This is a genomic window from Thermoactinomyces sp. DSM 45892 (genome assembly GCF_900107305.1).
In the GTDB taxonomy this organism is placed as follows: Bacteria; Bacillota; Bacilli; order Thermoactinomycetales; family Thermoactinomycetaceae; genus Baia.
This window is the reverse complement of record NZ_FNPL01000014.1, coordinates 69,768-82,932: the sequence shown is the minus strand read 5'-3', so window position 1 is coordinate 82,932 and position 13,165 is coordinate 69,768. Positions and strand designations below refer to the sequence as shown.

14 protein-coding genes are annotated in these 13,165 nt (G+C 39.6%); 13 read left to right on the top strand and 1 reads right to left on the bottom strand.

Going from position 1 to position 13,165, the window contains the following annotated elements:
- Positions 1 to 81 precede the first annotated feature (81 nt).
- The 13 genes from BLU58_RS12215 to BLU58_RS16505 all read left to right on the top strand — a co-directional run bounded on the left by BLU58_RS12215 (position 82) and on the right by BLU58_RS16505 (position 11,807).
- A complete protein-coding gene (locus BLU58_RS12215) occupies positions 82 to 450 on the top strand; it encodes a VOC family protein (RefSeq protein ID WP_093292492.1) in 369 nt (122 codons plus the stop codon).
- A 300-nt stretch (positions 451 to 750) separates the two neighbouring features.
- Positions 751 to 1,707 (top strand): sporulation protein, encoded by a 957-nt coding sequence (locus BLU58_RS12210; protein ID WP_093292491.1) that lies wholly within the window; start codon positions 751 to 753, stop codon positions 1,705 to 1,707.
- A 274-nt stretch (positions 1,708 to 1,981) separates the two neighbouring features.
- Positions 1,982 to 2,671 (top strand): phosphatase PAP2 family protein, encoded by a 690-nt coding sequence (locus tag BLU58_RS12205; protein WP_093292490.1) that lies wholly within the window; start codon positions 1,982 to 1,984, stop codon positions 2,669 to 2,671.
- A 134-nt stretch (positions 2,672 to 2,805) separates the two neighbouring features.
- A complete protein-coding gene (gene sbnA / locus BLU58_RS12200; RefSeq protein ID WP_093292522.1) occupies positions 2,806 to 3,789 on the top strand; it encodes a 2,3-diaminopropionate biosynthesis protein SbnA in 984 nt (327 codons plus the stop codon).
- A 164-nt stretch (positions 3,790 to 3,953) separates the two neighbouring features.
- Complete coding sequence (locus BLU58_RS16950) at positions 3,954 to 4,151, top strand: cation transporter (RefSeq protein WP_255404699.1); 198 nt, start codon at positions 3,954 to 3,956, stop codon at positions 4,149 to 4,151.
- A 99-nt stretch (positions 4,152 to 4,250) separates the two neighbouring features.
- Positions 4,251 to 6,425 carry a heavy metal translocating P-type ATPase gene (locus BLU58_RS12195; protein ID WP_369813772.1) on the top strand — a complete coding sequence of 725 codons (2,175 nt, stop codon included), beginning with the start codon at positions 4,251 to 4,253 and terminating at the stop codon, positions 6,423 to 6,425.
- A complete protein-coding gene (locus BLU58_RS12190; protein ID WP_093292489.1) occupies positions 6,425 to 7,246 on the top strand; it encodes a hypothetical protein in 822 nt (273 codons plus the stop codon). The genes BLU58_RS12195 and BLU58_RS12190 overlap by 1 nt, the downstream gene beginning before the upstream one ends.
- A 160-nt stretch (positions 7,247 to 7,406) precedes the next feature.
- Complete coding sequence (locus BLU58_RS12185) at positions 7,407 to 8,732, top strand: APC family permease (protein WP_093292488.1); 1,326 nt, start codon at positions 7,407 to 7,409, stop codon at positions 8,730 to 8,732.
- A gap of 139 nt (positions 8,733 to 8,871) precedes the next feature.
- Positions 8,872 to 9,087, top strand: a complete 216-nt coding sequence (locus BLU58_RS12180) for a helix-turn-helix transcriptional regulator (protein ID WP_093292487.1) — start codon at positions 8,872 to 8,874, stop codon at positions 9,085 to 9,087.
- A 137-nt stretch (positions 9,088 to 9,224) separates the two neighbouring features.
- Positions 9,225 to 9,440 carry a hypothetical protein gene (locus tag BLU58_RS12175; protein ID WP_093292486.1) on the top strand — a complete coding sequence of 72 codons (216 nt, stop codon included), beginning with the start codon at positions 9,225 to 9,227 and terminating at the stop codon, positions 9,438 to 9,440.
- A 128-nt stretch (positions 9,441 to 9,568) separates the two neighbouring features.
- Positions 9,569 to 10,234, top strand: coding sequence for an ATP-binding cassette domain-containing protein (locus BLU58_RS12170; protein ID WP_093292485.1), 666 nt, complete (start codon positions 9,569 to 9,571; stop codon positions 10,232 to 10,234).
- An 18-nt stretch (positions 10,235 to 10,252) separates the two neighbouring features.
- Positions 10,253 to 11,632 carry a hypothetical protein gene (locus BLU58_RS12165; protein WP_093292484.1) on the top strand — a complete coding sequence of 460 codons (1,380 nt, stop codon included), beginning with the start codon at positions 10,253 to 10,255 and terminating at the stop codon, positions 11,630 to 11,632.
- A 1-nt stretch (position 11,633) separates the two neighbouring features.
- Positions 11,634 to 11,807: a hypothetical protein gene (locus BLU58_RS16505; protein ID WP_176786653.1), complete on the top strand. Its 174-nt coding sequence runs from the start codon at positions 11,634 to 11,636 to the stop codon at positions 11,805 to 11,807.
- A 94-nt stretch (positions 11,808 to 11,901) separates the two neighbouring features.
- Here the strand turns inward: BLU58_RS16505 and BLU58_RS12160 are convergent, their stop codons facing one another.
- Positions 11,902 to 13,026 (bottom strand): protein kinase domain-containing protein, encoded by a 1,125-nt coding sequence (locus BLU58_RS12160; RefSeq protein ID WP_176786652.1) that lies wholly within the window; start codon positions 13,024 to 13,026, stop codon positions 11,902 to 11,904.
- Between the last annotated feature and the right edge of the window lie 139 nt (positions 13,027 to 13,165).

The window sequence follows — 13,165 nt, the reverse complement described above, 5'->3', positions numbered from 1 at the left end:
GCTTAGGAATAGGATTTCTTGTTGCAAAAACCATTATCTAGTAGATGATAAGGTAATGAATATGAACGAGAAGGTGATTATGTGGCGTTTCAATTAGAAGGGCTGGATCATATCCAGTTAGCAGCACCAGCAGATAGTGAAGAGACAGCACGTACTTTTTTCAGTGATATCCTCGGGATGAATGAAATCCCTAAACCAGATAATCTGAAGAAGCGCGGAGGAGTTTGGTTCAGTGTAGGGGCACAGCAACTACATATCGGGATTCAAAAAGACTTTTCTCCAGCTAAAAAAGCACACCCTGCCTTTCAGGTTAAAAACTTAGAAGGATTGCGTGAACAACTCATTCAAAATGATATTGTCGTGATAGACGATGAGCCGTTAGAAGGTGCGAATCGTTTCTATGTCCATGATCCGTTTGGTAATAGGATAGAGTTCTTAGAAAGAATATAAGCTTTAAAACAAGCCCCCATTTCTCGATTAATAGAGAGGTGTGGGGCTTGTTGTCTATTCAGAATCTAGTTTCAAACGAAAGGAGTAGCAAGGTCATAGAAAATAAACGAATTGAGGATGTTTTACTATGTTTTAAAGAATCACCACTGTGGTATGTACAATAAAAGTGGTTTATTGTTAAAAGTTTGTGCAAAAGGGAAATAGACTGTGAAATTGCACTCAATTTTAACAAAATCCGTACATAACTGGGTTTCACTTTTCTGATAGAATAAAGGTACTGGTATAAACGGAGGTAATGATATGTTTAAAAATTTGCTTGCTAAATTTGGTCATGGTTCTGCGAAGGTGGACTTAGTGTTGGATAAACAATCCTTTACACTGGGGGAGTCCGTTAGTGGGAGCCTGATGATCCAAGGTGGAGAGGTAGAGCAGAAGATTAATCGCATTGATATTGATTTCGTGGTAAGTATTCGAAAAGATGGGCATGAGTATAAACAAGTGATCCAAACGTTTCCTTTTCATCATACATTTCATATTCAACCTGCAGAGAGACGTACTTTTCCATTTTCGTACACGATGCCAAATAATCTACTTGTATCAGGTACTTCGGTTGCCTATTTCTTTAAGACCCGTTTAGACATCGCAGATGGAGTGGATTCTTCAGATCGTGACTTTGTTCACATTGATCCTCCCGCCCGTCTTCAACAAGTCATCCATGCTTTCCAACAACTGGGCTTCCATGAAAAGTATGATTCACGTTCGTTTGACGGATATATGCAAGAGTTTGAGTTCGCACCTACGAACTATTTCCGAGATAAAGTGCAAGAAGTAGAATTTAAAGCCGCGATTGAAGAAGGCGGAGTTCGGTTATTGCTAGAAGTTGATTTATACTCTTTCTTTGGAGAAAGGGAAATTAAGCGCGAAATCTGGCTTACGAATGAAATGCTAAATCAAACTTCAGAGCTAGTCCAATATCTGAATCAAGTGATTACTGAGATCGTGAATGATCCAAGTATGTACTCTCAAGGATATTCGGGATATTTTCAACACGGACAACACGGACATCGTAATCATCGTTATAGCCATGGACATCATCGTAGTCATTCCTCTGGTGGAATGGGTAAAACGGCGATGGGGGCTATCGGGGGTTTTGCGGCGGGTATGCTCGCAGCTGAGGTTATGGATGAGGTCCTTGATGGTGCAGATGATGTGGCAGGCGGATTTGATGATTTCTTTGGCGGCGACGGAGAAGTGTAAAACCGCTATTTTTTACAAAAAAAACATTCATTTCTCTTTTTGAGGAATGGATGTTTTTTTGTTGTCGATTTGTGGGTATACAATACTAGATTTGTGGTTGATGTATGATAGTAGTATATTAACTTTATGAAAGTAGGATGTTCCTTACGGTATCTTACAAAATAGTAAGTTAAGCGTAAGGTTATCCTATGGTTTTTAGTAGAGATTCCCTTTACTATAGAGTGGTAGAAACCGAAGTTTATTTGCTTATCAACAATGAGGGGGGGACAAATTTATGATGAAAACACTATTTACAAAGTCTAATCTAATAGCGCTTGCTTCCATTTTGTCGATCCCATTGCTAGGACTTTTCTATCAATATCTAAATCGTCCGCAGGAAAAAGTATATAGCCTAGTAACGAGTTTCGATCAACAGACCCCCTTACTAAAAATATTTGTTATACCCTATATGTTTTGGTATGCCTTTGTATTTATTACGTTGATTTACTTAATGTTTAAAAATCGCAAGGTTTACTACGAAACGTTATTGCAATATAATCTAGGACTATTAATTTGCTATAGTATTTATATCATTTATCAAACGCATGTACCGCGTCCTGGTATAGAGGGAAATGACTTCTTAAGTCAAATGGTGCAGTGGATTTACCAAAGTGATGCACCTTATAATTGTTTCCCAAGCATCCATGTTCTGACTACTTATGTGGTAATGAGAGCTGTTTTGAAAACAACGAACGTATCTCGCTTGATGAAATCCTGGACAGCAGTGATGGCAGTTTTGATTATTGCTTCAACTGTATTCATTAGACAACATGTGGTTTTAGATATAGTAGGTGCGGTTCTAGTAGTGGAAGGTTTAATGGTACTTACATTATTAGTGAAACAAAGTCGACAAAGGGAAGTTTTCGTTGCGGATCAACGAATCGCGGGTACAAGTACTTTCAAGACGTTGAAGCGTGGGGCATAGTAAGGTTGGGAATCGGATAAAGCATAGTTGTATTCATGCAACTATGTTTTATTTTTTTGCATATACATATTTTGATGATCTTTTAACATATAAAAAACTCTTGATAATAGGAGGGCGTTGTTGAGGTGAATAATATGAAATCCTTATCAGGAGATGATTGGGTACCTCCTATTATAGGTTCTTATATCGATGGGATTGGTCATACTCCGCTTGTGAGATTAGGTTCTTTGTTTCAAGAGACCGATATTTCTTTATATGCAAAGTTGGAGATGTTAAATCCAGGAGGAAGTATGAAGGATCGTCCAGCAAGATACATCATTGAGCAAGGACTTCGTGATGGTACTTTTCAACCGGATACACATCTTATTGAAAGTACGTCAGGGAATTTAGGGATTGGTCTTGCACTGGTAGCCCAGTTTTATGGGTTGTCATTTACGTGTGTGGTGGATCCTAAAATTACAAAAACAAACTTGCACATGCTAGGTTGTTTGGGTGCTCAGATCGACATGGTTCAAGAACCTGACGAGCACGGTGGTTACTTACAGACGCGGATACGCAGGGTTGGGGAGCTATTAGAAGAAATCCCTAATTCTTCGTGGGTAAACCAGTATGCAAATCCACTAAACTGGCTGGCTCATTATTACGGTACAGGGAGTGAGATTGTAAAACAAATCGATGGCTCCATTGATTATTTAGTATGTGCGGTGAGTACAACAGGGAGTATACTAGGAATTTCTCGCAGAGTAAGAGAAGCTTTTCCTGATGTGAAAGTGATTGCGGTTGATGCGGTTGGATCTGTGATCTTCGGTACACCTTCTCTCCCGAGAGAGCTTCCGGGAATTGGTGCCAGCCGTGTCCCTGAGTTATTTACACCTGATGAGATTGATCAAGTGATTCATGTAAATGATCGCGAGTCTGTCGAGGGTTGTTATCGACTGCTAGAGAGAGAGCGGATTTTTGCTGGGGGATCATCTGGTTCGATTGTGGCGGCACTTCAAAAGCTAGTACCTCATTTGCCTAGTCAGTCTAGAGTGGTTACGGTACTACCAGATCGTGGAGAGAGATATCTGGATAGTGTTTATGATAAGGAATGGGTGAAAAAGCTTCCTAGAATTTGATTCGTTAATAATTTGAACTAGGCAAAAAAGACTCCCACTATTCATTGTGGGGCCTTCTTATGTGAAATTTTTCACTTTACATACCCTATTGGGGTATAATAAGATCATAATATACCCTGTTAGGGTATATCGATAGTATCTAAAGAAAAAAGGGGATAATTGATATGATTCAAATTTTACAAGTAGAGGGTATGTCTTGCAATCATTGTGTGAAGACGATTGAAGAGGCATTGGAGAAGATCGAGGTAAAGTCGAGCGTTGATTTGGCGGGGAAATCGGTCACAGTGGAGTTTCATGAAGGGAAAGTAACTCTCGCGCAAATTAAAGGGGTAATCGAAAATCAAGGATTTGATGTGGTTTAGGCTGGACTTCAAGAGGGAGTATATCTGTTTGGATAGAAGATAGATAGGAATGGGGGTGTGAGGGTGTCTAAGGAAACAATCTCTTTTCAAGTGACGGGGATGACATGTGCCGCATGTGCCAATCGAATCGAGAAGGTATTAAATCGATTGGAGGGCGTGGAGGGTGTAACGGTTAACTTTGCCTTAGAAACAGCCAAAGTCGAGTATTCTCCAAGCGTTCTGTCTCTAAATGACATTATGAAAAAGATAGAACAAATCGGCTTTCAAGCGAGGATAAACGAGAAAAAGGGAGATCGACCACAAGAGACTGATAAGCAGAGAAGTCGATTTATTTGGGCTGCTATATTATCTTTTCCACTCTTTTGGGCGATGGTGAGTCATTTTTCCTTTACTTCGTGGATATGGATACCTGATATTTTTATGAATCCGTGGTTTCAGTTTGCATTCGCTACACCGGTCCAATTTATCCTAGGATGGAATTTCTACATCGGTGCTGTAAAAGCACTAAGGCATAAAAGTGCCAATATGGATGTTCTTGTTTCTCTAGGGACTTCCGCCGCCTATTTTTATAGTGTATATCTGACTTTTACAGGCTCTTCCCAAATAGGGCATTATGTAGAATTGTATTACGAGACTAGCTCTGTATTAATCACGCTAATCATCTTAGGGAAATGGCTGGAAGCGAGAGCGAAGGGGCGGTCTTCCGAAGCGATTCAGAAACTGATGGGACTGCGAGCGAAATCGGCCCGTGTGATTCGAGATGGGCAGGAAATACTCATTTCTACGGAGCAAGTGGTGGTTGGAGATCAAGTTATTGTAAAGCCTGGTGAGAAAATTCCGGTTGATGGAGAAGTGATAGAAGGAACTTCAGCAGTGGACGAATCGATGTTAACGGGTGAAAGTATTCCGATAGATAAAAGAGTGGGCGACACAGTGATTGGAGCCACCTTAAATAAAAATGGTTTACTGATCATACAAGCGACCAAGGTTGGGAAGGGTACAGCTTTAGCCCAAATTATTAAAGTTGTCGAAGAGGCACAAGGGTCGAAAGCACCGATTCAACGGATAGCAGATCGAATATCGGGTGTGTTTGTCCCCATTGTAGTGGGAATTGCTATCATCACATTCTTGACTTGGTATGTTCTGGTAGAGCCATATCAATTTGCAGGTGCTTTGGAAAAAGCAATCGCTGTTCTAGTTATTGCTTGTCCATGTGCATTAGGATTAGCTACTCCCACTTCCATCATGGCTGGTTCGGGCCGAGCAGCAGAGATGGGGGTTTTGTTTAAAGGTGGGGAATATCTAGAGTCTACTCAATCCATTGATACAGTTGTGTTGGATAAAACGGGCACGATTACAAATGGAAAACCAGTTCTCACGGATGTCCTCTATACACATGAATGGGATGAAGCCTCGTTTCTACTGCTAGTTGGTACTGCTGAGAGGAATTCGGAGCATCCTTTGGCAGAAGCGATTGTAGAAGGTGTGGAGAAGAAGGGCTACACATTAGGGAGACCAGAGGAATTTGAAACGATACCAGGGTATGGGATTCGTGCGTTTGTCCAAGGGAAGGAAGTCCTTGTTGGAACCAGAAGATGGATGAATCAACATCATATTTCGTTTCAAGAAGCAGAAGAGACGACGATGTCTGATTTGGAAAGCTTGGGCAAAACGGTGATGATCGTTGCCATTGAAAGCAAGTATGCAGGGTTAATTGCAGTAGCAGATACGGTTAAGCCTACTTCTCTCGAAGCGATTCGACGTTTAAAAGGGCTTCATTTAGAAGTGATTATGGTAACAGGTGATAATAAGCGTACGGCACAGGCGATCGCGGATCAAGTTGGAGTGGATCGCGTGATGGCGGAAGTGCTCCCAGAAGGTAAAGCTGATGTAGTTAAGGGGCTCCAAGAAGATGGCCGTAAAGTCGCGATGGTGGGGGATGGGATTAACGATGCTCCTGCACTGGTAACAGCAGAAGTAGGTATGGCTATTGGGACGGGTACGGATGTTGCGATGGAAGCGGCTGATATTACCTTAATTCGGGGTGATTTGGGTGGTGTTGCCGATGCGGTGATGATGAGCCGAAAAACGATGTTAAATATCAAACAAAACTTGTTTTGGGCACTTGCCTATAACACGCTGGGGATTCCTGTTGCGGCTCTAGGTTTGTTAGCTCCGTGGTTAGCAGGGGCTGCGATGGCTTTTAGTTCGGTTTCAGTTGTGTTAAATGCATTACGCCTACAACGAATTTCATTCAAGAAGGAGCAATCATGATGAAAAAGTGGCTCATACGAATAAGTTGCTTAGTTTTAGCTGTAGCTTTAGTAGCTTGTGGAAATACAACAAATAACTCATCTTCTAAGCCTGCTGACCCTCATGCGGATCATAAAACAGAAGAAAAGAAAGCTGAATCGCAGACGCATGTTGAATGGTCTACGACAATTCATAAACCAAAATCATCCGGAGAAATTAATATAAAAGTCAAGGAACATTCTGGGAAGGCCGTACCTGAATTTAAGGTGAATCATGAAAAATTGCTGCATTTAATTATCGTGAGTGAAGATTTATCTTACTTTGATCACGTCCATCCAGAGTATAAGGGAAGTGGTGAGTTTACCATTCAGACGCAGGTTCCTAAAGCGGGTAAGTATAAACTCATTGCCGATTATATTCCGAAGGATGGAGCACAGACGACTCAAACCTATACGTTTACGGCCCAAGGCGATGTGAACAAAGAAGCTATACAGCCAGATCCGAAACTGGTAAAAGTAGTAGACGGAAAAGAGATAAGTTTGCAGATCTCTCCAGAACCTCAAGTGAATCAGCAAACCATGCTTACTTTTCAAATCAAAGATGCGACAAATAAACAAGGAATTACAGATCTACAACCTTATCTAGGAGCTGTGGGGCATGTGGTTATCCTAAGTGAGGATACAGAAGAATACTTACATGTCCATCCGATGGATGAAAAAAGTACAGGGCCAGAGGCGAAATTCCACACGAAGTTTCCAAAATCAGGTATCTATAAAATATGGGGACAGTTCCAACGCGATGGAAAGGTATTTACCGTACCTTTTGTTGTAAAAGTCCTTTAATTATTTATACAAATAAAAACAATCACTTAGTGGTTGTTTTTATTTGTATAAATAATCCTACTATTTAACAACTATTGACTAAATCTTCTATCGCTGGTACATTTATTCCTAATTGCTTTAGTACGATAAAATACCAAAAATAGAAGGGGATGAGAACGAGATGCAGCAACAGAATGGGTTGCGGAGGGATTTAGGATTCGTTCATGCTTTTTCGATTGTAGTAGGCTGCGTAATTGGTTCTGGTGTATTTCTAAAACCAGGTGTGGTTTTAGGATATACAGGAGATTCAACGATTGCATTGTTAGCATGGCTATTTGGTGGAATTATTACCATTGCATCAGGTCTTACAATTGCTGAATTGGCCGTGAAAATCCCGAAAACGGGTGGACTATATACGTATATTGAAGAAGTATATGGGTCGACTCTAGGATTCCTAAGTGGATGGATGCAAACGGTTATTTATGCACCAGCACTTATTGGAGCCTTAGGGTTGTACTTTGGCTCTCTGTTAGCTCACTTCTTCTCATGGCCTGAGGGTTGGCAGACAGTAATCGGAATTATAACTGTGCTATTTCTAACAGGGATGAACTTATTAGGTGCTCGCTTCGGTGGATGGATCCAAACTCTTACTACTTTTGGCAAGTTGGTCCCCGTTTTCTTGATTACAGTTTTTGGATTATGGTATGGAGACTCTCAAGTTTTAGGCGTTTTATTTAAATCAAGTCAAGAATTTAGCTTCTCTTCTGCTGTACTTGCTACACTGTTTGCATATGACGGTTGGATTTTAGTTGGTTCTGTAGCAGGAGAAGTGAAGAATCCTTCTAAAGTATTACCTAAGGCTATTACAGCAGGACTCTTACTCATTATGGCGGCTTATATGTTAATTAACATCGCGATTCTACATGTACTACCTGCTGGCCAAGTGGTAGCTCTCGGGGAAAATGCCGCTGGAACAGCATCCACAATCTTGTTTGGAGATTTTGGTGGGAAGTTATTAAGTATTGGGATTTTGGTATCTATCTTTGGTAGCTTAAATGGTAAAATTTTAAGTATGCCACGTGTACCTTATGCGATGGCGATTCGTAGACAATTACCGTTTTCTTCTGTATTTGCATATGTTTCTAAGCGCTTTGGGACTCCAGTGAACTCTATTTTTCTCATTACTGGGATTGGGATTATTTTTATGTGTGTCCTAGATTCAAATCGCTTAAGTGATATAGCCACGTTCTCGATTTTTGTTTTTTATATTTTTGCCTTGATGGCGGTATTCCGTTTACGCAAGGGAAGTGAAATGAAACCTGGCGAATATCGTGTACCTTGGTATCCGGTGATTCCGTTAGTGTCGATACTGGGTTCTTTGTTTGTCGTGCTTAGCACACTGTGGGAAAAGCCGATGGATAGCTTAATGTCGATTCTACTTACTTTAGTGGGACTTCCATTATTTTGGTATCAAGGGAAAAAGAAGAAAGAAACTTCATCTAATTAAAGACAAGTCCCTTCTGAATAATTTGTTTGGAAGGGACTTGTCTATATTTGAACAATGATTCATAATAGCTGTTGACAGGTATTTTTATATTTTTTAATATTATTACATGATTTAGAAAAGTTTATTACGAGGTGAACAAATGTTATCTGATGTTAAGTCGATGGATTTTAGCGAGGTAGAGTGTAAGATTATCCATATGATCATACAGGAAATGCCTAACAAGGAGATAGCAGTAGAGTTACATTGCTCACAGCGAATGGTTGAGTATCGTATTCAGGGTATTGCAAAAAAGATGGGGGTTTCTACCAAAGTTGGTATAGTGGCTGGCGCATTTAGGAGTGGAATGGCAAGCTAAAAGGTAAAAACAAAATACATTAATATATAATTATCAGTTTCTTCGGAAAGACGAAATTGAGTCCGTATACTATGTAATCTATAATTTATATATGGGATAAAGATAGAGGGATATGAACATATGGAGGCAGATATATAATGGGTTGGTTATCAAAAGCAAAGGCGATTGCAAATGCAATTAAAAAACATGGTCCTAAAGCTTGGGACGCAATTAAGAAAGGCGCTGGAAGCGTTTATAAATCAGCAAAAGCTGCTTGGGATAAAGGATTCTGGTCATTTGTTTGGTGGCTAGTCGAGCATACAAGTACTCTAGGGCTCATTTATGATGCACTACAAAGAGCAGGACTACTCTAATAAAGAAAGAAAACTCAATTTTACACCCCTCGACTTAGTGTAGAAACTGAGCTCCCTTTTTATGATACTATAAAAAAATAAATACCCTTTATCTTTATCCCTAAACACTCTAGAGGTGAATTGTCAGTATGTCAAATGTTGAACTTGCGGTTGATGTACATGGATTGTCCAAGTCATTTGGTGAAAAAAAGGTATTAAAGGATATCAACTTTACCTTGAAAAAAGGAACGACTGCAGTAATAAAAGGAAGCAATGGTATAGGGAAAACTGTTTTTCTTAGTTGTCTATTGGGTTATCAAAGTGTAGAGCAAGGAGAAGTTATGATTTTAGGTAAGAGTATTAAGGATCGCGTTTTTTTACGTAAGAACACAGGGTTTATCTCATCAGATCGACATGAATTTATGGACATTTTAACACCAAATGAATATTTTCGTTTTATTATCGATGTCTATCAGTTGAGTGTCCCGCAAGCAAGGATAACAGAGCTTGCTGAGCAATTACTAGTAACGCATGAGCTGAATCATCTAATTAAAGAATTATCGTTTGGAACGAAGAAGAAGATTCAACTAATCGGTTGCTTGTTATATCAACCAACCGTATTGGTATGTGATGAGATTTTTGAAGGACTTGATGCGGATACAGTAAAATACGTTCAAAAATCCTTTCAAGAACGAAAAGATTTAGGTCTTACTACCTTGTTCACCACTCATATTATGCACCACGCTGATTTTGTAGATGAGATATTCTCTTTGGAGAATGGAGAAATAATTCCTGCTATGAGCATAACAGCATGAGGGGATTGGGCGTAGGAAATGGTAACTTTATCAATTTATAGAGCGATATGGGATAAGGCGAATGAAACAGAAGAAAGAAGTAAAGCTCAGGTATGGATTGAACAAATCATCTTCTGTTTTATTGTAGCGATCGGATTAACTTGTTTGGTTCATTTTTTTGGAACGAAAAGTGCTATTATCATCTATTTTTTTAGTTTGTTTTTTTTACAGTTGTCCTATTACTTTGTAACAACGCATGTTTATGAGAGTACATCTACAACCATTAGCTTTGCCAAGTCGATGCCGGTTTCGGTACATCGCTTTTTTTGGTATTATGTCTCGTGTAATAGCAATTCCTTCGTCTTTATCATTATCGACTCCCTTCTTGCGGCTTCCGTCTTACTTTATTTTGATGCAGACTTCATGCAGGTCGTGATGCTACTTGTACGGATTCAATTAATGAATTTCGTATGGTCCTCTCTTAGCATTTATAATATGTTTCGAAAGGACACAAATCTCTCCCCACTCATTTTTAAATCGATCTTTTTTGCCTTTCTTATTATCATTTATAATGTATGGAATCGATTTCATGTGAGTTTATCGATGGATAGTGTCATGTTATTTGTAGACATGATCCTTGTTTTTCTGAGTGTACTCATGTTGGTGTTTTATCCTTATATGGTAAAACGATGCCTTGTAGACAGCGCTCATACAAGTAGTTCTAGGCTAAAAGTTCCAGCAAGAGTAGTAGAGTTATGTTCCTCGCTATTCCCACGTAAAAGCCTGCTAGGTCCTGCTTTGAAAATTCACTTGCTTCGTCTCTTACGAAGTGAAGAGTATCTTAGTAAGATGCTAGGTATTGGAATCATTTTATTTTTTGTTAAATCTGTTTCTTACCTATTTTTAGGTAAGTCTGGTTCGAAGGATCATTTTGATTTGTTGTATCCTTCTTTTATGATTGTATATTTTTCATTTAATAATCTACGTGTGGATTATCAGTTGGAAGAGAAGAACAACTTATATGATTATCCCATCTCAAATCGATTAGATCGCTTAGGTTTAAGTATCATACACGGTTTTTTCGTCTTCCTGTTGGGGTTACTATTTTTTGCAGTAGAAATTCTCTCAGGGATGTTAAACCCGAGTCAGTTACTGGATCCGATTTTACTCTTAACTTGTCTATATATCGCCACGTTAACGGTAAAGGTACCTAAGGGCAAGTTGAAGATAGGGCAAAAAATGAAAACGAGCTTCTTTTGTATATTGACTTGTTTATCGATTGAGATTCCTTGGTTAATTTGGTTCAACCTCATTTATGTGAAGTTCCTACTTATGGGGATTGCCCTTTTATGGGCTTATCTAAGAGTGTACCGATGGAATGTTGAAATGAAATCAATGAATGGGAAGAGGAGTGGTTAAAATGAAAAAAATGACCCGTGTAGCGGAGGTTATTTTAGTACTTTCGTTTGTGTCGTATTTACTATCTAAATACGTAATTACAGGATTACAACCGTATTCTAATTGGTTTTTTATCTGTGCAGCCATTGGCTTAGTTTTAAAAATAGTATTCTCATTGAGTGCTAAGAAACAGTAGAACAAAGAAAAAAGATGGACTACCTACAGAAACGAGAAAACTTCGTTTCTGTTTTTTGTTGGCTTAGGACATCGTACAGAAACAAAAACAAACTCTAGTGAACGGAGTTTGTTTTTGTTTGTTCGATTGATTGGTTGCTTTCTTGGCTATTACTATTTAGGCATGAATGCAATAGGATCCCAAATAGGATCATGATAGCAATGGCACTGATGAGATAGATCCATTTTTTCTTAGTCGCTTCATCTGTTCGTTTTCTTCTCAGTTCTAATTTCGTTCTCTGCTGAGCCTGAGCATGGGAGCGAGATCGATCTACATTTGAGGTTGAGAAGGCTTTTGAGTTTGACCTTGTCTTGGTAAGGCTCTCTGATCTTCTGCTAGTCGGTTTTTTCTCTTTGGATGTAGCGTGCAGAGCTGATTGAAGTGCTTTCTTCATTTCTTCAGCTGTTTGAAAACGCTTTTTAGGATCTTTTTCCATCGATTTGCGCAGCACTTGAGTAAACTCAGCTGGAATGTCTGGATTGATCTTGCGGGGGTCTGGTACGGGGGTTTGGATATGCTTTAACACAATTGCAATATCCTCCTCAGCGTGGAACGGGACCTTACCTGTGACCATCTCATACATAACAATACCAAGTGAATATAGATCAGAAGGGAATCCGATTACATGACCTCGTGCCTGTTCAGGAGAGAAATAGTGGATAGAGCCCATGATCGTTCCGGTCTTGGTGAGATTATTCGTGTTGCGTAGTAGGCGCGCAATTCCAAAGTCAGCCACTTTATATCGTCCTCCGGGTGAGCACATGATATTATGTGGCTTGATATCGCGGTGAATGATGCCATGGTTGTGTGCATGTTGAAGGCCGCTACAAATTTGAATCGCGATTTGCATAGCTTCTTTTGCGCTTAATCGTTTCTTGGACTGGATTAGTTGCCGTAGTGCTTGTCCTTCTACATATTCCATCACCATGTAGTAGAGAGGACCTTCTTGCCCGGCATCATACAAATTTACAATGTTTGGATGGGACAATCGGCCAGTGGCTTGTGCTTCCCATACAAAGCGTCTGACATACTCGTGATCATAAATAAGACGTTGATTCATAATCTTGATCGCAACAGGGCGATCTTGAACCTTGTCATAGGCTTTGTATACAGTTGCCATCCCACCAGTGCCGAGGATATGATGTATTTGATATCGCCCAGCTAGTAGCCTTCCTTCCATCGGCATCACCTTTTTCTGAAATCGGATGGCTTATCATCTATCTTATAATAAAATTAGCATCGTTAAAGGGGAAGGTACATATCTATTATTCCGAAAAAACCATCGTGTTACAAGTTTTTTTCATCCTTGTTAACAGAAA